Raw genomic sequence first — 22,010 nt, forward strand, 5'->3', positions numbered from 1 at the left:
ACCCGCTTATCCGCCAGTAGTCTCCCGTTTTAGTTAAGCAACGCGGATGACGTATTCCTCAAACCTTTAATTGACAGTATTTGACGTAGTGAGTCTACCAGCGTTTCTCCACATCGTCGCAATACACCTCCATATCACCGTTAGTACAGCGCCCCGCCAATCACCTCTTTTCGCTTGACGACGATCCCAGCGCCCCCTCCCCTCTGAGCCCACGCCCCTCACTGTGCTCCACCCAATTTTCCCAGACAAAACTTGAACAGTGTTAAAGTTTTGCTCTGTGAGTACCTACAGCATCCGCATGCGATCCAGCGCCGATGGCTGCCATATCTCTGGCGCTGAGCGTCTTGCACCGGCCGTCGAACTACCTCAGCTGGCTTCTGCAATGACTAGCCGTGCACTTCACCACGACAAGGGTCGAGCCGACACAATTCACATCACTGTGGACAAGATTGAAGAGTCAGCTATCGGCACCGTGCCCGCGTTGACTCCCTTTCTAGAGTCGAACCCCAGCCCTGAGGACGCACGCAATCTCATTGCTCAACGCCTACACGCTGCAGGCATACAGGCAGCCGACATCGCCGTCGAAATGGCCTATTCACTCACAGGTCTCCGCGGTGCCGCTCTCATCGATGCCTCCTCCGGTGAACGGCTCGACCCAAACCCTACCCGTGGTGTACGGGTTTCCACTTTTGATGCCATCTCGCACCCCAGTAAGGACTGCACCAAGGATCATTTTCACGAGGCGCTCATCCTCGCATCTAAGGTTCACAGCGCCCCGGGTATCGTCGCAGAAATCTGCCTCTCCGATGACCCCTTTTACACGCGGGGATATCTGGCGCTGGACGGAATCTTTCACCGTATCCCCAATATCAAGGACCACGGCAGCACTCTTGGTACTCGCATCTTCATCGTTGAACCCGGCACCGATATCCCCGAGCTAATCGATTACCTGGAGAACGCGCCGGTCTACGTCGAGCTCCCAGCTGACGCCAGTTCCTCGCCGGACGTGACCGCCCCCAACAGCGACCTCTCAGCAATCGCCGCCCAAAGGAACTCGGCCTGGGCCGCTGAAGGGCTTGCCCGCACACTGCGCACTTTCGAAACCGGACAACTGCCACACAGCCGAATTGACGGAACCGACTATCTACTGTTTTCTTCTTCGGACTACCTCGGCCTGTCCACGCACCCTGAACTCATCTCAGCTGCCACCGAGGCAATTGGACATTTCGGCACCGGGTCCGGCGGCTCTCGCCTGACCACCGGCACTAGCATCCACAGCGCACTTGAGAATGAACTGGCGCAGTTCTTCGGTTTCGACGATGCCGTTCTCTTTGCTACTGGCTACCAGGCGAACCACTCAACCATCGCTGCCATCGCCACCGCCGACGTGGAAATCTTCTCCGACGCCGCCAACCATGCTTCCATCATCGACGGATGCCGCAATGCCCGAGCTAAAGTCACGGTCTTTCCACATGCTGACTACCAGGCACTCGACCGTCTCCTCGCAGCATCGAGCGCCCGCCACAAGCTTGTCATCTCCGACTCCGTGTTCTCTATGTCAGGCGAGGTCATCGACGGCCCCGCACTCGAGCGCACCTGTCGCCGTCGCAATTCATGGCTGATGCTTGACGACGCCCACGGCGTCGGCGTTATCGGAGAACAAGGTCGTGGCACTGCATCGCACCTGGGCATGCGCCCGGACATTGTGGTCGGCACCGCGAGCAAGGCTCTCGGTGTCGAAGGAGGATACGTTCTCTGCTCCCCACCAGTTGGCGAACTGCTACGCAATCAAGCCCGCAGTTTTGTGTACTCAACGTCGATGAACCCAGGTTCCGTCGCAGCTATCCGCGCCGCGTTGAAGCAGTTGGAGGCTGGGGACGTCGTCAAGCGATTGCAGCGTAATATTGCGCGCGTCCGCTCCCTGGTTGACGCAAAGTCAGACCCCGCATCTGCAATCATCCCACTGCCCGTTGGCGACGAGGCCGAAGCGATGGACGCCTCAGCACGGTTGGCTGAGTTAGGCGTGTTCATACCTGCGATTCGCTACCCGACAGTTCCCCGTGGTGAGGCAATGTTGCGTTTGACCATTACCGCGCTCCATACGGACGCTGACATTGACCAACTGGAGTGGGCTTTGCGCAACACCGGCCTGCTGTAAGCGGGCGGTTTGCGCTGCCCTCCCCTCCCCTTTCCTCCCCCTCAATACAAAAAGAGCTCTTAACCACTTGGGTTAAGAGCTCTTTTGTTAAAGCTTAAATGCTTTAGGCCTCAGTGACAGAGCCACCTGCAGCCTCGATCTTGGACTTTGCGGAGCCCGAGAACTTGGTTGCGGTGACGTTGACGGAGACGTTGATGTCGCCGTCGCCGAGGACCTTCACCGGCTGGTTAGCGCGGACAGCGCCCTTTGCAACCAGGTCGGCGATGGTGACGTCGCCACCGTTCGGGAACAGACGCTCCAGATCCGAAACGTTGACCACCTGGAAGGTGACCTTCGCCGGGTTCTTGAAGCCCTTCAACTTCGGCAGACGCATGTGAAGTGGCATCTGGCCACCCTCGAATGCTGCCGAAACCTGCTTGCGGGCCTTGGTGCCCTTGGTGCCGCGACCAGCGGTCTTACCCTTGGAAGCCTCACCACGGCCGACGCGAGTCTTCTTCTTCTTAGCACCCGGAGCCGGGGCCAAGTCGTGGAGCTTAATTGGTTCGCTCATGGTTTACCTACTCCCCCGCTACTTCTTCAACCTCGACCAGGTGACGCACAACGTTCACGAGACCGCGCACAGCCGGAGTATCCGGGCGAACGGCGGAATCGTTGATGCGCTTCAGGCCGAGGGTGCGCAGCGAATCCTTCTGGTTCTGCTTGGTACCAGCGGTACCACGGACCTGGGTAATCTTCAGTGCCATGGAAATCACGCTCCCTGACCTGCGCGTGCGCGCAGCATACGTGCTGGGGTGACCTCTTCGAGGGACTTGCCACGACGTGCGGCGACCTCTTCAGGGCGAACCAGCTGCTTGAGGGCATCAACGGTTGCGTGAACAACGTTGATGGAGTTGTTGGTACCCAGCGACTTGGACAGAACATCCTGAACACCGGCGCACTCGAGAACCGGGCGGACAGCGCCGCCGGCAATCAGACCGGTACCCGGAGCAGCCGGGCGCAGCAGGACGATGCCAGCAGCGGTCTCACCCTGAACCGGGTGGGTGATGGTGCCAGCAATCATCGGGACGCGGAAGAAGTTCTTACGAGCTTCTTCAGCACCCTTCTGGATAGCTGCCGGTACTTCCTTGGCCTTGCCGTAGCCGACGCCGACCATGCCTTCGCCGTCACCGACGATGACCAGAGCGGTGAAGCTGAAGCGACGACCACCCTTGACGACCTTGGAAACTCGGTTGATAGTTACTACGCGCTCGATGTACTGCGAACGCTCGTCCTGCTGGCGACGGTCGTTACCGCGGCCACCACGACGGTTGTTGTTCTTGTTGTCAGCGGAGTTACGTCCGCCTTCGCGCTTATCGCGTTCCGACATCACGCATTCCTTCCGTTGGACTTGTAAGTGCGCATTAGAACTTCAGACCACCTTCACGGGCAGCCTCGGCCAGAGCAGCAACGCGGCCGTGGTACTGGTAGCCACCGCGGTCGAAAACGACCTTCTCGATGCCAGCATCCTTAGCGCGAGCAGCAATCAACTCGCCGACCTTGGCGCTCTTGGCCTTCTTGTCGCCCTCGAAGCCACGGAGATCTGCGTCCAGAGTGGAAGCAGCTGCCAGGGTACGACCGATGGAGTCGTCGATAACCTGAGCGGTGATGTGGCGGGAAGAGCGGTGCACGACGAGGCGCGGTGCCTCGGAGGTGCCGCGGACGTTCTTGCGCAAGCGTGCGTGACGGCGGGCGCGGGCGACACGACGACGAGTCGAGATGTCCTTGCCTACCGGGAGGCGCTTTTCGTTGGTGTTGCTCATTACTTACCCGTCTTTCCGATCTTGCGACGGATCTGCTCGCCATCGTAACGAATGCCCTTGCCCTTGTAAGGATCATCCTTACGCAGACGACGGATGTTAGCTGCGAGCTGTCCGACCTGCTGCTTATCAATACCTGTGATCGACAGCTTGGTGGTGCCGTCGACGTCGAAGGTGATACCTTCCGGTGCTTCGATCAGGACTGGGTGCGAGTAGCCCAGGGAGAACTCGAGGTCCTTGCCCTTCTTGGCGACACGGTAACCGACACCGAAGATTTCCATCTTGATGGTGTAGCCCTCGGTCACACCGACAACCATATTGTTAATCAGCGAACGGGACAGACCGTGCAGGGAGCGGCTCTTACGGTGGTCATCCGGGCGGTTGACCACAATCTCATTGTCCTTCAGCTCAACGGTAATTGGAGCCGGGATAGAGACAGACAGCTCGCCCTTCGGGCCCTTGACGGAAACGTCCTGGCCGTTGACCTGGGCAGTAACGTTTGCCGGGACAACGACAGGGTTCTTACCAATACGAGACATTGTGTAGTTCCCCCTTTACCAGACGTAAGCGAGGACTTCCCCGCCAACCTTCTTCTCGTAAGCCTGACGGTCAGTCAGCAGGCCCTGAGACGTGGAGATGATAGCCACGCCCAGGCCGCCGAGGACCTTCGGCAGGTTAGTGGACTTTGCGTAAACACGCAGACCCGGCTTGGAGACGCGACGCACGCCAGCGATCGAACGCTCGCGGGACGGACCGTACTTCAGGTTCAGGGTCAGGGTCTTGCCGACCTTGGCATCCTCGACTGCGTAGTCCGCAATGTAACCCTCAGACTTGAGGATCTCGGCGATGTTAGCCTTCAGCTTGGACGACGGCATCGAGACAGAGTCGTGGTACGCGTTGTTAGCGTTGCGCACGCGCGACAGCATGTCGGCGATTGGGTCAGTCATGGTCATGGTTAGTGACCGCTTCCTTTCTCGCTGCGGTTCCTTCCCACCTCGTGGCTAACTCCAATGACCGCGCAAACAGCAACTGTCACACGGCAAAAGCTTAAGTTGGAGCGATTTCCAATATCGTGATTCCGGCGATTTAAGGGCTACTGTTCGCCAACTCGGTTCAATAGCCGAGTCAGCTCGCCACCCAGGTGACGCCAGAGACGATGCGAGGCGAGGGGCCTACAGCAAAGTTCTTACATTTTTACTGCCGCACCTCTTATAGAGGGCAGACCTGGTGATACTAACAAATACAGGCCGAAATGCAAAAACGCCGCAGACGGACGTTAGTCCGCTCGCGGCGTGAAGCCCCACCAATTAACAGTGGAACTCAATTCCTAGCCGACATGGCGCCGGCTAGAGGAAATTAGTAGAGCTGGTCGGCGATGATGTTACCCATTGCCTTTTCACCAGCCACCGTCGGGTGGTTGGTCATCGGACCCATCACCGGGTCTGCGAAACCGGCGACGAAGCGCTCATCCGGGTTCGGGTTGCAGGTACCGTGGCCGAGGGTTGCCTCGTAGACGTCAATGAAGCCGGCACCTACGTGGTGAGATGCGGAGCGAATGCTGTCACGGAATGCACCCTGGATCTCGCTGGCACCCGGTGCCGGGATCGGGAAGGTCTGGTTCGGGGTGTTCACCAGGCACAGCTGGTCATCAGTGGCGTACTCAGGGTACGACGCCAGGACGACCTGAGCGCCCGGGGCAACCTGGTGGACGCGGTCAGTGAACTGACGCAGCGTCTGCTTGAACGCGGAAGGCGCCTGCGGATCCGGCTTTGCGACAAGCTCGCCTGCCACGTCAACCCACTGGACCCAGTCCATGCCGCCGTACATCAGGACAACCTTCTCGGTGCCCTCTCCGATGTCGCCGTACTGGATGGAAGCCTCCAGGTATGCGAGGAGCTGACCCGGGAAGCCGCCAAGACCGTTACAGGACCAGTCACCCAGGGACTTGTTCAGCTTCGTAGCTGCGATCTTCGGCCAGTTTTCCATGTCGGTAGCGCAGTTGGCGACCAGTACGTTCTGCCCCGGCGCCAGGCCACGCGGGCCACCCTTACCGGCATTAGCGGTGAAGGAGTCACCGAAGGTGACGATCTGCTTGACGCCCTTCGGGCCGGTGTCGCCGAGACCCGGAATCGGAATGTTCGGCATTTCCGGCATTGCTGGCTGTGCGTTGGCAGCACCTGCACCCAAGCTCAGACCCAGAGCCGCAACAGTTGCAATAGCAGCCGAGCGGACGGCCACGGAGAAGTTCTTCATGTAGTTAATCCCTTTGCGTTTTAACTTAAGAACCGCTCTGTGTAGAACCACTGGCTCAATCACACAGAAGCTGAGGTCACTTAAGTCTTGCCCAAATTGATAACGACCACAATGCATTTTGGCGGCCGTCACTATGACGAATGGCAGTTTACAACGAAATCATCACAAACGCCTAACTTTCAACTGAGAAACCTTGTGGCTTTACTAATTTTCAACCCCCAAAAAGGGTCAACTTTCCCACCGGCAACACTGGTAACTTTTACGCAGGTCCCGCACAGCAACCTCACTCCCCCACGGACATAAGCAGTTAACAGAGCAGCAAAAAGCCCCGGAGGCCAAGCGGCATCCGGGGCTTTAGGCAAAAGCTACCGAAGAGGCAAAACTACTTCTTGAACGGGAAGCCCAGCTCGCGCAGCAGCGCGCGGCCTTCCTCGTTGTTGGTAGCGGTGGTCACGACGGTGATGTCCATACCGCGCGGGCGGTCGATCTTGTCAACGTCGATCTCGTAGAACATGGTCTGCTCAGACAGGCCGAAGGTGTAGTTACCGTGACCATCGAACTGCTGATCAGACAGACCGCGGAAGTCGCGGATTCGCGGCAGAGCCACGGTCAGCAGACGATCCAGGAACTCCCACATACGGTCGCCACGCAGGGTGACGCGAGCGCCGATGGCGTCGCCTTCACGGAGCTTGAAGTTAGCGATCGACTTGCGAGCACGACGGGTCTCCGGCTTCTGACCGGTGATCAGAGTCAGGTCGTTGATAGCACCGTTGATCTGCTTCTTGTCCTGAGCAGCAGCGCCGACGCCCATGTTGACGACGACCTTGGTGACGCCCGGAATCTGCATGACGTTCTCGTAGGAGAACTCTTCCTGCATCTTGCCGCGAATCTCATCGCGGTAACGGGCCTTCAGACGAGGGGTGTAATTTTCGCTCATGCTTAGATGTCCTTCCCGGTACGGCGGGAGATGCGAACCTTCTTGCCGTCCTCATCGAAGCGGTAACCGACGCGAGTCGGGGTACCATCTTCGTCGAACAGCATGACGTTCGACACGTGAATCGGAGCTTCCTGAGTGACAATGCCACCCGAGGATGCACCGCGCTCCGCAGCGGAGTTTGCAACGTGCTTCTTGATACGGTTAACGCCCTCGACCAGGACCTTGTCGCGCTTCGGGTAGGCCTCGATGACCTTGCCCTGAGCACCCTTGTCCGGACCAGAGATAACCAGCACGGTATCGCCCTTACGGATCTTCACTTAAATCACCTCCGGTGCGAGCGAGACAATCTTCATGAACTTCTTGTCACGCAGCTCACGCGCGACCGGGCCGAAAATACGGGTGCCCTTTGGCTCACCGTCGGCCTTGATGATGACAGCTGCATTCTCGTCGAACGAAATGTAGGAGCCGTCCGGACGACGGGTCTCCTTCTTCGCACGGACGATGACTGCCTTAACAATTTCGCCTGCCTTGACGTTGCCGCCCGGAGTAGCTTCCTTGACAGTTGCGACAATGGTGTCGCCAATGCCAGCGAAGCGTCGGGTCGAGCCACCGAGAACGCGAATGCACAGAATTTCACGTGCACCAGTGTTGTCGGCAACGCGCAGACGGGATTCCTGCTGAATCACTGCGTTTCTCCTGACCTGGTTGCATTGTGCGTCAGATTTCCGTCCTAAACGCACGCGGTCTTTATGTCTTGCGTTTACGCTTTACGACGGAAGCACCTGCTAGAGGTAGCTTTCCTATCGCTTTGACCTCGTGCTTACTACGGTTCTAGACCGTTGAGAGCAGCACGCAGTCACTTCGCGCAACCTGTGTATTATGGCACGTTCGTGCGGGACAACAAAATCCCTTATTTTCATGCCCCCAACATGGTTTATGCCTTCTGCGGCAACCCTATACTGAGACAGTGACAAATCAACATTCCGAGAGTGCTCAGACAAAGCCAGCACAGACGCTACCGGTATCGCTACTTGCCGGGTTGGCCTTGTTATCCGCCGCCGCCCCGTTCGGCGCAGATACATATCTGGCATCCTTCGTGGAGATTGCACGCGAGTTCTCCACGACCGAGTCGATGGTTCAGCTCACGCTGACAACCTTCATGATTGGCATGGCTGCTGGACAGCTCGTCATTGGCGCTCTCTCCGATAGTTTGGGCCGCAAGAAGCTGCTTCTCATTGCCACTTTGGTGTTCTTGAGCTCGTCAATCCTCTGTGCAGTAGCACCGAATATTGGCACGCTTATTGCAATGCGCCTGTTCCAGGGGTTAGCTGGTGGCTCCACAGTTGTTCTGGCTCGTTCTGTAGTACCAGACCTCTTGACGGGCAAGGCATCAGCGAGAGCTTTCTCCACGCTGATGGGCATTTCCTCCATCGCCCCGGCAATCGCTCCCCTTGTGGGCGGTTTTCTAGGCCCCGCATTCGGCTGGCGCAGCGTGTTCTGGTTTCTCGCAGCCATCAACGTCGCGATGGTCGCGATTGTGATCCTGATGGTTCCGGAAACCCTGCCGCCTGAGCGACGCTCCACAGGCGCTCTGCGCAATCTCCTGTCCAATATTGGCAGGCTGCTGCGGCGGCCAGTATTTGTCGGCTACTTGTTGGCTTTCGCTGGTGGCTTCTCGGTGATGTTTTCCTATATCGCTGCGTCACCCTTTATCTTCCAGGAGCTGCTGGGGCTCACCCCTACTCAGTTTTCTCTCGTGTTCGCATCCAATGCAGCGATGTTGACATTTGTGTCAATCCTCAACGGCAAGATGATCAACCGGCTTCATCCCCGCAAAGGCATTTTAGTTGCCCTTACGGTCATGCTCGTGACGTCGATAGGCCTGATTATTAATGCCCTCGTCGGGATTACCTTCTTCACTACTTGGCTGTTGCTGTTCATTACGGTACCGATGATGCCGCTGATCTTCGCCAATGCCACGGCACTCGGAATTGAGGAGGTTCGAGATATCGGAATTGGCTCAGGTTCCGGTCTCATGGGCTTCACACAGTTCCTCGCGGCCGCCACGGTTTCCCCGTTGGTGGGGCTTGGTTCCAATCTGCCCCTCTCGATGGCTATTTCGATGTTGACCTGTGCATTGATTGCGCTGACCGCGGTGTTGACATTGACGCGCGCCGACCTCCACAAACGCTCACACCGACTGACATAAGAGCCCTGCTCAAGAAACTCGGCACTCTAAGACTCCGGCGCAGCTCAAAAACTAGTCAACATAGCTGGTCTTCGTCTGGTTCAACCAGGCGTAGACCGCGCCGATCCCCAGGCCACCACCTACGAAGTTGCCCAGCCACACGGCCACCCAGTTAACAGTTATGTGCAGACCATCGAAGGCTGCAGGATGCGGATCAGCGAAAAAGGCCAAGGAAAACAACGAGAAGTTCGCAATCACGTGCTCGAGTCCAAGCCCAACGAACACTGCAATAATCGGCAGAATCACAACGAACTTCGAAATGATTTCCTTGGCTTGAAGTGCACCTAGGACAGCCATATTGACCACGAAGTTCGCACCCATGGCCTCTACGAAAGCGCCGAAGAACGGCTTGGCCAGCTTCCCCTCAGTCAAGGTGGAAATCAGATGTGTGTCATCGATCCCACCGAGCTTGGCGCTCTGGCTGAGCACCAGCGCCACAATCGCCGCACCGATGAAGTTGTAGAACGTAGCGACGGCCACCATTCGAAAGGCCACTCCCCACGCCATGCGTCCGCGTGCGGCGGACCAGGACACAAACATCATGCTGCCGGTCGCCAGCTCTGCACCGAGCACCACAATGGCGAACAGCCCAAGCCCGAATAGGCACGCAAAAACCAGTCCCCCGGTCCCCGGCGCGACGCCCTCTGCTACTTGGCCAGCGACCGCTGCAAAGGCCGTCCCGAGCGTCAGGTACATACCCGCCAGGACCGCTCGCACGGCAAATCGTCCGTAGTCCTGCGTCAACAGTTCCTGTTTCTTGTCGCCAGCCGTATCCAGCGTTTCGTATAGCGTCACCGCCGAAGCCTTTCCCTGCGTGCCGTTAATTGCAATTATTCGCATAAAAGAATAACGACAGGCCGGCACGGAATCGCAACCGCTTTACGACGATCACAGCGCCCTACCCCCCTTAGGCGCTGCAACCAGGAACTGCGATTCACCGTCGAAGAGAGGCAGATTTACTTCTTCTCTGCGGTAACAGCAGGTTTCGCAGCAGTTTCTGACTTCGGCTCATCCTTCATGGTTGAGGCAATGGCCGAGGCACCCATGCCGATGTAAAACGGCCAGCGCAAACGTAGGTTCACACCGAAGATGGCCGGCTCGGTAATACCGAATAGCGCCGACATACCGGAGGCGCCTGCCAACCTCTTGAGCTTCTCGCTCTTGGCCAGGAAGTACACCGCCAGTGCGGCACCACCTTGAGCGATATTGGCCATCGATGCCGTCGCGAAAATGAACGAGCCGCCCTGATCCCACAGCATGTACTCGATTGGAGGGAAGGACTGGTGCAGACCAGTGATGACAATTGGCGAGTAGACCAAGCCGAACAAGAAGCCACCCACAGATCCCGCGAATTCGTACAGATTCGCCAGACCAATACCCAGCCATTCACCTGCAGTGCGCAGTACTGGACCAATGGCGGCAAAGGTGATGAAACCAGTGATGAGCAACGTCAACAGTGGTGTCAGCATAAAGTCGACAGTGCCCTTGAGACGCTTATGGAAGAACTTCTCAATCGTTGCCAGAATCCATGAGATAACCAGAATCGGCAAGATGAATCCCACCCTCCGGGCCGGAGGGAGCAAGCGCGCGCACCCGATTCTGCGATGGTATACGGCGTCCGTCTGCCTTCAAGTTTCCGGTATAAAAGAGCCACACATCATCGCCATCAACAGCCGCGCCGCCCGAATAACAACCATGCTTGTCATAGGGCATGTCCGGATACAGCGCATCTGGATGATGACGCCACCGCTCGGCTGTCGTGAGCGACGCGGACGCATGCCCCCACCCAGTTCTCTTCGACGCATGTGGAAAGCATGGATCATGCTGGTAGACACATGCAGTGTCTCGCCGTCCACGAAAAGGCCATTCGGGTCATTCAGTCGGCCCTGCGGCGGTGACAGATGGTAATTCGACCGATAGGTCATACCCCTCCCCCCGATATTATTGAAGTCATGGCTATTTGTGTTTGCGGCGAAGGTCTGGTTGACCTCGTTCCGGTATCTCCTGGCAGCCTCAATAACCACGTGCCGGCGCTAGGCGGAGGCCCCTACAACGTCGCGGTTACGGCCTCTCGCCTCGGTGCGGATGTTATTTTCCAGTCCCGCCTGTCCACGGATGGTTTCGGAAATGAGCTGGTCAAGCACTTGGAAAACGAAGGGGTCGACACCTCTTACGTTCAGCGTGGCCCAGAGCCGACCATTCTGGCGGTAACCACCATCCACGACGATCGCTCTGCAACGTACACCTTTTACACCGACGGCACGGCCACCCCGTTGGTGGAGCCGAAGCACATCGATGCGAATATCGCATGCTTCGGCACCCTGTCACTGGCGCTAGAACCAGGTGCCAGCCGGTACGCGGAATTGCTCAAACAGTTCGCGGCCAATGGCACCCTGGTCGCTTTGGATCCAAATATTCGCCCCATTTACGCAACGGATGCACACCGCGAATTCCTCATGAGCTTGCTCCCCTACGTCAATTTGTTGAAGCTCTCGGACGAGGAAGTCGAGTTCCTTGGCGAAGAGGCGCTGACTAAAGTTCCGGCCGCCGTCATCACCCGAGGTGGCGATGGGCTCACTTTGCTTGCCGACGGAAACCGCATCGATGTCCCAGCCGTCAACGCGAATGTCGTTGACACCATCGGTGCTGGGGACACAATTATGGGCGCGCTGTTGGCACAGTTCGACAAGCGTGGCCTAACAGTCGCTGACCTGACTTCCGTATCACCAGATCAGTGGCGCGAGATTCTGCACTATGCGACCGCCGCGGCTGCCATTACTGTCTCCCGTAAGGGAGCTCAGCCGCCGACGAAAACCGAAGTCGAGGAACTGCTGGCCAAGGATTCCTAGGCGGCACTACTTAGTCCGCTCTATTTAGCTCGCTCAAGCACTGCAACCAGGAACTGAGACTCATCGTCAAAGGGACGAAGATCCCACGTGGAATAACGCTGAATCACGGTGAGCCCAGCCTTCTGCGCAGTGGTTTCAAAATCGGCAAAGTCCCAACCACGGCCAGCGCCGAAGCCGATAATGGCACGACCGTTCTCCGGATTCAGCACCTCCGCGAAGCCCTGCAGTACTTTCGCGCGGTCTTCTGGCGCTACGAAAGTCAGCACATTGCCGGGGCAAATGATGACGTCGAAGGCGGATGCCGTGTCATCGTGGGGTGTGTTCTCCAGCCCGTCGTCAAGCACGTGCGGCAGCTGCGCCAAGTCCCCTACCAACCACGTCGCGTCCGGGAACTGTCGCTTTGCCTCGTCGATGAGATAGGGGTCGACGTCGACACCGACGACTCGATGACTAGCCTTCGCCAGGTAACCGCCGACGCGCCCCTGCCCACAGCCGGCATCCAGGATTCGAGCGTGGCGTGGCGCCATTGCATCCACCAACCGCGCCTCGCCGTCAATATCGCGGCCCTCGCGCACGAATCCCCGCCAGCGGTTGGCGTAGCGGCGGGAATGCTGCGGATCGGCGGCGATAATTTCTTTCCAAGTGCGGTGATTATGGTTGCCATTGTTCATGGCCACCATTATGGCGCGGTTGGTCTCTTTTCTATACCGCCGACGTCCCCTGCGCGACGGGACTAGATTCCCAATACTGACTTAGCGATCAGGAAGTAGATGATCAGACCGGAGGCATCGACGAGAGTTGTAATGAACGGGTTAGCGAAGACGGCTGGGTCAATGCCGAACTTCTTACCAATCAGCGGCATGATGCCACCGACAGTTGCCGCGAGAGTACAAATACCCAGCAGCGTCAGGCCAATCACTAGGCCAATGTCCCAGCCGTAAACCAAGCCAGCCAATAGCAGGCCGAGAGTACCAAGCAATAAACCGAGGAAGGCACCGACTCTCACCTCGCGGAGAATGACTTTGAATATATCGCGGGGTTGGACATCCCCCAGCGCCAACGCACGCGTAATCGTAGTTGCTGCCTGGTTACCGGTATTGCCACCCGTACCGATCAGCAGCGGCACGAATACCGAGAGAACCACCATCTGAGAAAGAGTCTCTTCGAAAGTTTCCAGGACTTGCACGGTCAATGTTGCACCGATAGCAAGCACGAGCAGCCACACCACACGAGAGCGAACAATCTCGAAAATGGGCGTCGCGAGATAGGGCAAGCGCAGAGGCTCAGAACCGGAAATACGAGCTTGGTCCTCGGAGTCTGCCTCTTCCAGAATCCGGAGGGCGTCGTCGACCGTGAGCAGACCGATAACACGCTGCTCGCTGTCGACAATCGGCAGAGCTAGGCGCTTACGATCAGCGCACATGCGGGCTACCTTCTCTTCGGGTTCGGTAGCTTCTGCGTAATCAGCCTTCCGCAAGATAGCCGCAACCTGGATATCGCTGCTGGCACGCATCAATTCACGAAGACTAACCACGCCCACCAGCCGACGCTTCCGGTTCGACACCGGCAGGGTGTAGATCGATTCGGCATCATCCAGATGTTTGTAGACGGTCTCTAGAGCCTCCCCCACCGTCATATAGTCGTGAAGCGACACCAGCTCCGGGCTCATCCGACGCCCAATGGAACCGTCGGGGTAGCCGAGGACGATGTTGGTCAGCTCTCGCTCATCATCCGGCAGATCGGCGAGCAGTTTTGCAGCGACAGACGCAGGCAGCTCGTCGAGCAGCTCTGCTCGATCGTCCGGTTCCATGTCCGCAAAAACTGCGGTGACTTCAGGATCACGGAGGCTGTCAATCAGGTGCGCCTGCAGAGCCGAGTTCAGCTCATCGAAGGTTTCAACCGCCGTGTCTTTCGGGAGTGTGCGGTAGAACAGCGCACGTTCCTCATGGCTGAGGCGGCGCATCTTTCGAGCGGCAGCCTTGGGTTCAATATCAGTTAAGAGCCGCGACAGCGTAGCCACGTCATGTGAGCGAAGCGCGGACTCAAGATCTCGATCATCAATCCTGGTCACGTCAGTAGTCACCGAACTTCTCCCCTCACAAAGCACAAATCCTGGCCAATGCTATCAGAGATAAAAACCCATCAAACCTGGACTGAGCGGACTAGAAATACAAAGGAACATGGCTTTCTAAAAAACAAAACCCCGCCACAGAAAACACTTTCGTGTTTCCCGCGACGGGGTTCTCGTCGTAAAGCCCGAGCTGATTGCTCAGCTGACGGGTCTTACTTAGCCTTCTCGATGATCTCGATCAGGCGGTAGTGCTTGTCCTTGGAGAGCGGACGGCACTCTTCGATGCGGACGCGGTCGCCCACGCCAGCCTCTTCGTTCTCGTCGTGCGCCTTGACCTTAGAGTTCGTGCGCATGATCTTGCCGTACAGGGCGTGCTGCTTGCGGTCCTCGAGCTCGACGACGATGGTCTTCTGCATCTTGTCGGACACGACGTAACCGGTGCGCACCTTGCGTGCGCCAGCCTCGGTGGTGTTCATGTTTTCCTCACTCATGCTGCATCACCATCGGTTGGTGCAGCAGACAGGCCGAGCTCGCGCTCACGCATAACGGTGTAAATGCGAGCAATATCCTTGCGGACAGTGCGGAGACGGCGGTTGTTGGTCAGCTGACCGGTAGCGCTCTGGAAACGGAGGTTGAACAGCTCCTCCTTAGACTCCTTGAGCTTGGCAACCAGGTCATCGTTATCCAGCGAGCGAAGCTCGTGGGCGGGAATGCCGTTCGACATCAGTACTGATCCTCCTTCCGAACGATTCGGGTCTTAATCGGCAGCTTAGCGCCTGCGCGCTTCAGTGCCTCGACAGCAGTTGCCTCGTCCGGGTAGGACATCTCGAACATGATGCGACCCGGCTTGACGTTTGCTACCCACTTCTCGACCGGGCCCTTACCGGAACCCATACGAACACCCAGTGGCTTCTGGGTCAGCGGACGGTCCGGGAAAATCTGGATCCAGACCTTACCACCACGCTTGACGTGGCGGTTGATAGCAATACGCGCTGCCTCAATCTGACGGTTGGTGATGTAGGCCGGCTCGAGAGCCTGGAGACCGTAGTCACCGAAAGTCACCTTGTTGCCGCCCTTGGACATACCAGAACGGGTCGGGCGGTGCTGGCGACGGAACTTAACGCGCTTCGGGATGAGCATGAATTAGCCCTCCTTCTTCTCAGATGCACGCTGACGACGCTTGCCACCACGACGCGGACGGTCGTTGCCGCGACGCTGGCGGTCGTTGCCGGCGTTGATCTCGGACTCGCGACGGCCACCGATCACGTCACCCTTGTAGATCCACACCTTGACGCCAATGCGGCCGAAGGTGGTGTGAGCCTCGTGGGTGCCGTAGTCGATCTCCGCACGCAGGGTGTGCAGCGGAACGCGACCCTCGTGGTAGCGCTCGGTGCGGCCCATCTCGGCACCGCCGAGACGACCGGAGCAGACAACCTTGATGCCCTTGACGTGCGGCTGACGCATTGCAGACTGGATAGCCTTGCGCATTGCACGACGGAAAGCGACACGGTTGGCGAGCTGCTCAGCGATGGACTGAGCGACCAGCTTCGCATCCGCGTCAATGTTCTTGACCTCGAGGATGTTCAGCTGAACCTGCTTGCCGGTGAGCTTCTCGAGCTGGCCGCGGATGCGGTCAGCCTCGGAGCCACGACGACCGATAACAATGCCCGGGCGTGCCGTGTGGATGTCCACACGCACGCGGTCACGGGTGCGCTCGATAACGACATCGGAGATGCCGGCGCGCTCAAGACCGGTGGACAGCAGATCGCGGATCTTGATGTCCTCGGCCAGGTAGTCAGCGTACTGCTTGTCGGCGTACCAGCGGGACTTCCAGTCGCTGGAAATACCGAGGCGAAGACCGTGTGGATGGATCTTCTGTCCCACTATCGGTCACCTTCCTTCTGGCTCTCGACGACCACGGTGATGTGGCTGGTGCGCTTGCGGACGTGGAAAGCACGGCCCTGCGCACGCGGGCGGAAGCGCTTCATGGTCGGTCCCTCGTTGGCGTAAGCCTCGGAGATGACCAGAGTACGACGGTCCAGGCCGAAGTTGTTCTCAGCGTTTGCAGCTGCAGACGCAACAACCTTGGCGACCGGATCAGCAGCACCCTGCGGAGCGTACTCCAGGATGTTCAGTGCCTCGTCGACGGACTTACCGCGAACGGTGTCCAGGACGCGACGTGCCTTCATCGGAGTAACGCGGACGAAGCGCGCAGTTGCGCGTGCAGAAGTAATGTCGTTGCTCATGGCTTATCGACGTCCCTTCTTGTCATCCTTGACGTGACCCTTGAAGGTCTTGGTCGGGGCGAATTCGCCCAGCTTGTGGCCGACCATAGAGTCATCCACGAACACCGGCACGTGCTTGCGACCGTCGTGAACGGCGAAGGTGTGGCCGATGAAATCGGGGAGAATCGTGGAGCGGCGAGACCAGGTCTTAATGACCTGCTTGGTGCCCTTCTCGTTCTGTGCATCGACCTTCGCGAGGAGGTGCTCATCGACGAACGGGCCCTTCTTAAGGCTGCGTGGCATTCTCAGTTCCCTCCTTAGCGCTTCTTATTCTTGTTGGTACGACGGCGACGAACGATTAGCTGGTCGCTCGGACGGTTCGGCTTACGGGTGCGGCCTTCCTTCTGGCCCCACGGGGAAACCGGGTGGCGACCACCGGAGGTCTTACCCTCACCACCACCGTGCGGGTGGTCGACCGGGTTCATGACAACACCGCGGACAGTCGGGCGCCAGCCCTTCCAGCGCATACGGCCGGCCTTGCCCCAACGGATGTTGATCTGATCCTGGTTTCCGACCTCACCGACGGTTGCACGGCAACGTGCGTCGACGCGACGGATCTCAGAGGACGGCATACGCAGAACTGCGTACTTGCCTTCCTTACCGAGAAGCTGAATAGAAGCACCAGCAGAACGTGCCAGCTGTGCACCAGCGCCTGGCTTGAGCTCCACGCAGTGAATAGTGGAACCGGTCGGGATGTTGCGCAGCGGCAGGTTGTTACCAACCTTGATGTCGGCATTAGCGCCGGACTCAACGATGGCACCCTGCTTCAGGTTCTTCGGAGCGATGATGTAGCGCTTCTCACCGTCTGCATAGTGCAGCAGTGCGATGTTGGCGGTACGGTTCGGGTCGTACTCGATGTGAGCGACCTTTGCCGGAATGCCGTCCTTGTCATTACGACGGAAGTCGATGACACGGTACTGGCGCTTGTGTCCGCCACCCTTGTGGCGAGTGGTGATGTGACCGTGAACGTTACGGCCACCAGTCTTCGACAGCGGGCGCAGCAGAGACTTCTCAGGAGTCGAGCGAGTAATCTCGCTGAACTCGGAGACGGAGCTCTGGCGGCGACCCGGCGTAGTCGGCTTGTACTTACGAATAGCCATACTTTTGCTCTTCCTTAACTTCCTCGTCGGCTAGCGGCTAGGCTGCCGAACCGCCGAAGATGTCGATGGGATCGCTGCCGGCCGCGAGAGTCACGTAGGCGCGCTTGGTGTTCTTGCGCTTGCCGTAGCCGGTGCGGGAACGCTTGCGCTTGCCCTCACGGTTGAGGGTGTTGACGGAAGCGACCTTGGCACCGAAAATCTCCTGGACCGCGATCTTGATCTGGGTCTTGTTAGCGTCGGTGTGGACCAGGAACGTGTAAACGCCCTGCTCCATGAGTCCGTAGGACTTCTCAGACACTACCGGTGCAACAATGATGTCGCGGGGATCTGCGATGGTAGCCATTACTTCTCCTCCTTACCGGCGGTGCGAGTGATGAAGTCATTGAGTGCCTGAACGGCGAAGATAACGTCATCGGCCTTCAGAACATCGTAGGTGTTCAGCTGATCCTCAGACAGAATGTGGACACCTGGCAGGTTACGAACCGACTTCCACGAGTTGACGTCCTCGCGCGGCAGAACGACGAGCACGTTGCGGCGCTCAGTCAGACGCTCGACGAAAGTACGAGCTGCCTTGGTGGACGGGGTCTGGCCTGGGACCAGTTCCTCGACAACGTGGATGCGGTCGTGGCGAGCACGGTCAGAGAGTGCGCCGCGCAGAGCAGCTGCAATCATCTTCTTCGGGGTGCGCTGGCTGTAATCGCGCGGCACCGGGCCGTGGACAACGCCACCGCCGGTCCAGTGCGGAGCACGGATCGAACCCTGACGAGCGCGACCGGTACCCTTCTGGCGCCACGGCTTGCGGCCACCGCCGCGAACCTCACCGCGGGTCTTGACCTTGTGGGTGCCCTGGCGAGCTGCTGCACGCTGCGCGACAACAACCTGGTGCATCAGGGCGATGGACACCTCCGCGTCGAACACGGAAGCGGGAAGCTCAACCGAACCGTTCACGCCGCCTTCAGCGGTGTGTACGTCTAGCTTGAGGTTGGTCATGCGTGAGCACCACCCTTCGTGGCAGTCTTAACAACCAGCAGGCCGCCGCGTGCACCCGGAACTGCGCCCTTGATGAGCAGCAGGTTCGCGTCAGCGTCAACCTTCTGGATCTTCAGGTTCTGGGTCGTGACCCGGTCGTTACCCATGCGGCCTGCCATGCGCTTGCCCTTGAAGACGCGTCCTGGCGTGGCGCAAGCGCCAATGCCACCAACACGACGGTGAGCAGCCTGGTTACCGTGAGCGGCACCCTGGCCAGCAAAGCCGTGGCGCTTCATACCACCGGCGAAGCCGTGGCCCTTAGAGGTACCAGTGACGTCGACGTACTCAATTTCGCCGAAGATATCGACACCAACGGACTGGCCGACCTCGTAAGAGGAAGCGTCCGGGGTGCGAATCTCAACGCTGTGGCGACGCGGGGTCACACCGGCCTTCTTGAAGTGGCCGGCCTCCGGCTTGTTGACCTTTCGCGGGTCAATTTCGCCGTATGCAATCTGGACGGCGTCGTAGCCGTCGGTTTCCTTAGTGCGCACCTGAGTCACTACGCACGGCCCAGCCTCAACGACGGTAACCGGAACAACGCGGTTCTCCTCGTCGAAGATCTGAGTCATACCGAGCTTCGTGCCCAGGATGCCCTTGATCTCGTTTTCACTCATTTATCTTGTCTCCGCTACCAAAAGTCCAGGATCACTGAATGTTCACATCGACACTTGCCGGAAGGTCAATGCGCATAAGTGCATCGACTGTCTTCGGCGTTGGATCGAGAATGTCGATCAGACGCTTGTGAGTGCGCATCTCGAAGTGCTCGCGCGAGTCCTTGTACTTGTGCGGCGAACGGATAACGCAGTAAACGTTCTTTTCGGTTGGCAACGGCACCGGGCCAACGACGCGTGCACCCGTACGGGTAACGGTCTCCACGATCTTTCGCGCAGAAGCGTCGATAGCCTCGTGGTCGTAGGCCTTGAGCCTGATGCGGATCTTCTGTCCGGCCACGCTTGTCCTCTCCTCGGTCGGCGCGCCCCAATTAAAGGGGCGTCGACCCTGTCAATGTTTCTCGACGCCGTCAGCAACTATGGCCAGCGCCAGAAATTAAAACTGGGTTGTGCATTACTTCAAAGCGATTTCGTCTTCGATCGTCATGGCAAATTAACTTTTGGCCATGACTCGAGCGGACGAATAACGCCTTGCACTCAAATCCCAGTGGAAAACAAGTCCCCCTCGTGGGGCTCTTCATTTGCCTACTGCCGCTGTTAATTTGCCATGCCACCTCCGACCCCCGCGGTCGGGCGTGTCGCCCATTTTCTCCGTGAGGCACGATCGGGAAGAAACTTCCCTACGTGGTCATGCTCGCCTTACCATAGGCGCTATGTCCAATTTCGTACTGGTTCCCAGCTGGGCCTGATACAACAATTGGCGCGAACGCCTTTGTTAAAGCAACCTCCGTATTAAAGCACGTCCGGGCTACGAATGTAAAATCACGATTCCAAAGTGCAACGTACATCACACCCATTACGGCACAGTCGGCTTGACGACGGCTATTGCGTCGCCCCCACCCCGTCTAGTGTCGGGTATGTACAGATACAAAAAATCCCGACTTCCGCTTACGCGGAGTCGGGATTCTTCTAAGACTTAAGTTAAAGCACTTCCCCTATGGGGAGAAACCTTACTTAACGATCTTGGTAACGCGGCCAGCGCCGACGGTGCGGCCACCCTCGCGGATAGCGAAGCGCAGGCCCTCGTCCATTGCGACCGGCTGGATCAGCTTGACAGACATGTCAACGTTGTCGCCCGGCATGACCATCTCGACACCTTCCGGCAGGGAAACGACGCCGGTGACGTCGGTGGTGCGGAAGTAGAACTGCGGACGGTAGTTGTCGAAGAACGGGGTGTGACGGCCGCCCTCATCCTTGGACAGGATGTAGACGGAACCCTCGAACTCGGTGTGCGGGGTGTAAGCGCCCGGCTTAGCAACGATCTGACCGCGCTCGATGTCCTCACGCTTGGTACCGCGGAGCAGCAGACCACAGTTGTCGCCAGCCTCAGCGGAATCCAGCAGCTTACGGAACATCTCGATACCGGTAACGGTGGTCTTCTGGGACTTCTCCTTGATGCCCAGAATCTCGACCTCGTCGTTAACGTTCAGAACGCCGCGCTCAACACGACCGGTAGCAACGGTGCCGCGACCGGTAATGGTGAAGATGTCCTCAATCGGCATCAGGAACGGCTTGTCGGTCTCGCGAACCGGATCCGGGATGTTCTCGTCGCAAGCTTCCATCAGCTCGACGATGGAGTTGACCCACTTCTCTTCGCCCTCAAGAGCCTTCAGAGCGGAGATGTGGACGATCGGAGCTTCCTCGTCGTAGTCCTGCTCAGCCAGCAGCTCGCGGACCTCCATCTCGACGAGCTCGATGATCTCTTCGTCGTCGACCATGTCGCACTTGTTCAGCGCAACGAGGATGTACGGAACGCCAACCTGGCGAGCCAGCAGAACGTGCTCGCGAGTCTGCGGCATCGGGCCGTCAGTAGCAGCGACAACCAGGATTGCGCCGTCCATCTGAGCAGCACCGGTAATCATGTTCTTGATGTAGTCGGCGTGGCCCGGGGCATCGACGTGAGCGTAGTGGCGCTTCTCCGTCTGGTACTCAACGTGGGAAACGTTGATGGTAATGCCACGTTCCTTCTCTTCCGGTGCCTTATCGATGGCATCGTAAGCGAACGACTCGTTCAGGTCCGGGAACTTGTCAGCCAGAACCTTGGTGATAGCGGCGGTAGTGGTGGTCTTACCGTGGTCAACGTGACCAATGGTACCGATGTTGACGTGCGGCTTCGTACGCTCGAACTTCGCCTTTGCCACTTTTAGTCCTCCTGGAGGTCTAGGTGGCCACGACTCTCGCAGCCACAATTTTGTGGTCACTCAATCCGCCTTCACAACATCAGAAGCCTTCAAGCTGTTCGCTTACGACTTCGGAACGTGCGCGCGCAAAAGAGCACTATTCTTTCACTGTGCCAGTTACTCGATACTAGGGCAGGATACTGGAGTTTTCCAAACCAGACCAACCCCCTAGTTAAGGGTGGGTAACGGCCAGCAACTCATATCGTCATTTACCTGCATAAATGCTAGATATTTGAGCTGCGATTTAGAATCGCCCAACGATATGAATTGCGAGCAGCTACCCCCTAGAGCTTGCCTGTGCTAACACACGCCAACAGTCTGACGATGTCTTAGCACAGTCAAAGCTAGAGGGAATCTACTAAAGCTGCAGACCCTCGCACTGCGTTCCCTAAAAAGAGCGACACTGCAGTGCGTGCAGGGATGGGGTCAGCTC

At 58.1% G+C, this 22,010-nt stretch carries 28 protein-coding genes and 2 pseudogenes; 3 read left to right on the forward strand and 27 right to left on the reverse strand.

The features are described 5' to 3' along the window. The first annotated feature begins 277 nt into the window (after nucleotides 1-277). The gene (locus AB1Z34_RS01090) at nucleotides 278-2,158 is read left to right on the forward strand and encodes a 6-carboxyhexanoate--CoA ligase (protein WP_367157774.1); all 1,881 of its coding nucleotides are present in this window, start codon (nucleotides 278-280) and stop codon (nucleotides 2,156-2,158) included. Nucleotides 2,159-2,261: 103 nt separating this feature from the next. Here AB1Z34_RS01090 and rplO read toward each other — a convergent pair whose 3' ends face one another. From rplO to rplN, 10 genes are all read right to left on the reverse strand, one after another. Beyond that, nucleotides 2,262-2,708 (reverse strand): 50S ribosomal protein L15, encoded by a 447-nt coding sequence (gene rplO / locus AB1Z34_RS01095; protein ID WP_016422071.1) that lies wholly within the window; start codon nucleotides 2,706-2,708, stop codon nucleotides 2,262-2,264. 7 nt (nucleotides 2,709-2,715) lie between these two features. After that, entirely contained in the window at nucleotides 2,716-2,901 is a 186-nt protein-coding gene (gene rpmD / locus AB1Z34_RS01100; RefSeq protein WP_005509843.1) for a 50S ribosomal protein L30, read from the reverse strand. Between the two features lie 5 nt (nucleotides 2,902-2,906). Further along, nucleotides 2,907-3,524, reverse strand: a complete 618-nt coding sequence (rpsE, locus tag AB1Z34_RS01105) for a 30S ribosomal protein S5 (protein WP_005510059.1) — start codon at nucleotides 3,522-3,524, stop codon at nucleotides 2,907-2,909. A 34-nt stretch (nucleotides 3,525-3,558) separates the two neighbouring features. Continuing rightward, nucleotides 3,559-3,957, reverse strand: a complete 399-nt coding sequence (rplR, locus tag AB1Z34_RS01110) for a 50S ribosomal protein L18 (RefSeq protein ID WP_005510009.1) — start codon at nucleotides 3,955-3,957, stop codon at nucleotides 3,559-3,561. Then, complete coding sequence (gene rplF / locus AB1Z34_RS01115) at nucleotides 3,957-4,493, reverse strand: 50S ribosomal protein L6 (protein ID WP_005509895.1); 537 nt, start codon at nucleotides 4,491-4,493, stop codon at nucleotides 3,957-3,959. Before rplF ends, rplR begins: the two co-directional genes overlap by 1 nt. Nucleotides 4,494-4,508: 15 nt before the next feature. Then, nucleotides 4,509-4,907: a 30S ribosomal protein S8 gene (rpsH, locus tag AB1Z34_RS01120; RefSeq protein WP_005509822.1), complete on the reverse strand. Its 399-nt coding sequence runs from the start codon at nucleotides 4,905-4,907 to the stop codon at nucleotides 4,509-4,511. Nucleotides 4,908-5,310: 403 nt separating this feature from the next. Then, nucleotides 5,311-6,207 (reverse strand): GDSL-type esterase/lipase family protein, encoded by an 897-nt coding sequence (locus tag AB1Z34_RS01125; RefSeq protein ID WP_367157775.1) that lies wholly within the window; start codon nucleotides 6,205-6,207, stop codon nucleotides 5,311-5,313. Between the two features lie 382 nt (nucleotides 6,208-6,589). Next, nucleotides 6,590-7,144 carry a 50S ribosomal protein L5 gene (rplE, locus tag AB1Z34_RS01130; RefSeq protein ID WP_005509901.1) on the reverse strand — a complete coding sequence of 185 codons (555 nt, stop codon included), beginning with the start codon at nucleotides 7,142-7,144 and terminating at the stop codon, nucleotides 6,590-6,592. Nucleotides 7,145-7,146: 2 nt separating this feature from the next. Next, nucleotides 7,147-7,461, reverse strand: a complete 315-nt coding sequence (gene rplX / locus AB1Z34_RS01135; protein WP_367157776.1) for a 50S ribosomal protein L24 — start codon at nucleotides 7,459-7,461, stop codon at nucleotides 7,147-7,149. Then, a complete protein-coding gene (gene rplN / locus AB1Z34_RS01140) occupies nucleotides 7,462-7,830 on the reverse strand; it encodes a 50S ribosomal protein L14 (protein ID WP_016422069.1) in 369 nt (122 codons plus the stop codon). A 281-nt stretch (nucleotides 7,831-8,111) separates the two neighbouring features. Between rplN and AB1Z34_RS01145 the strand changes: the two genes are divergently transcribed. Then, nucleotides 8,112-9,353: a multidrug effflux MFS transporter gene (locus tag AB1Z34_RS01145; protein WP_367157777.1), complete on the forward strand. Its 1,242-nt coding sequence runs from the start codon at nucleotides 8,112-8,114 to the stop codon at nucleotides 9,351-9,353. A gap of 51 nt (nucleotides 9,354-9,404) precedes the next feature. Here AB1Z34_RS01145 and AB1Z34_RS01150 read toward each other — a convergent pair whose 3' ends face one another. The 3 genes and pseudogenes from AB1Z34_RS01150 to AB1Z34_RS01160 form a co-directional block, all read right to left on the reverse strand. Then, on the reverse strand, nucleotides 9,405-10,187 hold the full coding sequence (locus AB1Z34_RS01150) for a formate/nitrite transporter family protein (protein WP_070438090.1): 783 nt from the start codon (nucleotides 10,185-10,187) through the stop codon (nucleotides 9,405-9,407). 233 nt (nucleotides 10,188-10,420) lie between these two features. Next, nucleotides 10,421-10,945 (reverse strand): annotated as a pseudogene (locus AB1Z34_RS01155) (PTS transporter subunit EIIC); the annotation flags it as partial. Continuing rightward, nucleotides 10,944-11,317: pseudogene (locus AB1Z34_RS01160) on the reverse strand (glycoside hydrolase family 32 protein); the annotation flags it as partial. The pseudogenes AB1Z34_RS01160 and AB1Z34_RS01155, both read right to left, overlap by 2 nt. Before the next feature lie 27 nt (nucleotides 11,318-11,344). Between AB1Z34_RS01160 and AB1Z34_RS01165 the strand changes: the two are divergent. Then, nucleotides 11,345-12,241: a carbohydrate kinase gene (locus AB1Z34_RS01165; protein WP_049193222.1), complete on the forward strand. Its 897-nt coding sequence runs from the start codon at nucleotides 11,345-11,347 to the stop codon at nucleotides 12,239-12,241. Nucleotides 12,242-12,261: 20 nt separating this feature from the next. Here AB1Z34_RS01165 and AB1Z34_RS01170 read toward each other — a convergent pair whose 3' ends face one another. The 14 genes from AB1Z34_RS01170 to tuf all read right to left on the reverse strand — a co-directional run bounded on the left by AB1Z34_RS01170 (nucleotide 12,262) and on the right by tuf (nucleotide 21,538). Then, a complete protein-coding gene (locus tag AB1Z34_RS01170; protein ID WP_367157778.1) occupies nucleotides 12,262-12,921 on the reverse strand; it encodes a class I SAM-dependent methyltransferase in 660 nt (219 codons plus the stop codon). Nucleotides 12,922-12,974: 53 nt separating this feature from the next. Further along, nucleotides 12,975-14,324, reverse strand: coding sequence for a magnesium transporter (gene mgtE, locus AB1Z34_RS01175; RefSeq protein WP_101687731.1), 1,350 nt, complete (start codon nucleotides 14,322-14,324; stop codon nucleotides 12,975-12,977). Between the two features lie 200 nt (nucleotides 14,325-14,524). Next, a complete protein-coding gene (gene rpsQ, locus AB1Z34_RS01180) occupies nucleotides 14,525-14,803 on the reverse strand; it encodes a 30S ribosomal protein S17 (RefSeq protein ID WP_042388398.1) in 279 nt (92 codons plus the stop codon). Further along, nucleotides 14,800-15,036 (reverse strand): 50S ribosomal protein L29, encoded by a 237-nt coding sequence (gene rpmC, locus AB1Z34_RS01185; protein ID WP_005509851.1) that lies wholly within the window; start codon nucleotides 15,034-15,036, stop codon nucleotides 14,800-14,802. Before rpmC ends, rpsQ begins: the two co-directional genes overlap by 4 nt. Further along, entirely contained in the window at nucleotides 15,036-15,452 is a 417-nt protein-coding gene (rplP, locus tag AB1Z34_RS01190; protein ID WP_016422059.1) for a 50S ribosomal protein L16, read from the reverse strand. The genes rpmC and rplP overlap by 1 nt, the downstream gene beginning before the upstream one ends. A 3-nt stretch (nucleotides 15,453-15,455) precedes the next feature. After that, nucleotides 15,456-16,196, reverse strand: coding sequence for a 30S ribosomal protein S3 (rpsC, locus tag AB1Z34_RS01195; RefSeq protein ID WP_016422058.1), 741 nt, complete (start codon nucleotides 16,194-16,196; stop codon nucleotides 15,456-15,458). Continuing rightward, nucleotides 16,196-16,558: a 50S ribosomal protein L22 gene (gene rplV / locus AB1Z34_RS01200; protein WP_005509775.1), complete on the reverse strand. Its 363-nt coding sequence runs from the start codon at nucleotides 16,556-16,558 to the stop codon at nucleotides 16,196-16,198. The genes rpsC and rplV overlap by 1 nt, the downstream gene beginning before the upstream one ends. A 3-nt stretch (nucleotides 16,559-16,561) precedes the next feature. Then, nucleotides 16,562-16,840, reverse strand: a complete 279-nt coding sequence (gene rpsS / locus AB1Z34_RS01205) for a 30S ribosomal protein S19 (protein WP_005509882.1) — start codon at nucleotides 16,838-16,840, stop codon at nucleotides 16,562-16,564. 14 nt (nucleotides 16,841-16,854) lie between these two features. After that, a complete protein-coding gene (gene rplB, locus AB1Z34_RS01210) occupies nucleotides 16,855-17,697 on the reverse strand; it encodes a 50S ribosomal protein L2 (protein WP_016422056.1) in 843 nt (280 codons plus the stop codon). Nucleotides 17,698-17,734: 37 nt separating this feature from the next. Beyond that, nucleotides 17,735-18,040, reverse strand: coding sequence for a 50S ribosomal protein L23 (rplW, locus tag AB1Z34_RS01215; protein ID WP_005509869.1), 306 nt, complete (start codon nucleotides 18,038-18,040; stop codon nucleotides 17,735-17,737). Further along, on the reverse strand, nucleotides 18,040-18,687 hold the full coding sequence (rplD, locus tag AB1Z34_RS01220) for a 50S ribosomal protein L4 (RefSeq protein WP_016422055.1): 648 nt from the start codon (nucleotides 18,685-18,687) through the stop codon (nucleotides 18,040-18,042). The genes rplW and rplD overlap by 1 nt, the downstream gene beginning before the upstream one ends. Further along, nucleotides 18,684-19,340, reverse strand: coding sequence for a 50S ribosomal protein L3 (gene rplC / locus AB1Z34_RS01225; protein WP_005509762.1), 657 nt, complete (start codon nucleotides 19,338-19,340; stop codon nucleotides 18,684-18,686). The genes rplD and rplC overlap by 4 nt, the downstream gene beginning before the upstream one ends. A 31-nt stretch (nucleotides 19,341-19,371) precedes the next feature. Further along, nucleotides 19,372-19,677, reverse strand: coding sequence for a 30S ribosomal protein S10 (gene rpsJ / locus AB1Z34_RS01230; RefSeq protein ID WP_003938093.1), 306 nt, complete (start codon nucleotides 19,675-19,677; stop codon nucleotides 19,372-19,374). A 670-nt stretch (nucleotides 19,678-20,347) separates the two neighbouring features. Beyond that, nucleotides 20,348-21,538, reverse strand: a complete 1,191-nt coding sequence (gene tuf, locus AB1Z34_RS01235; RefSeq protein ID WP_016422054.1) for an elongation factor Tu — start codon at nucleotides 21,536-21,538, stop codon at nucleotides 20,348-20,350. Nucleotides 21,539-22,010 lie beyond the last annotated feature (472 nt).

The sequence above is a fragment of the Corynebacterium sp. 045007 genome (assembly GCF_040743205.1).
Taxonomy (GTDB): domain Bacteria; phylum Actinomycetota; class Actinomycetes; order Mycobacteriales; family Mycobacteriaceae; genus Corynebacterium; species Corynebacterium jeikeium_D.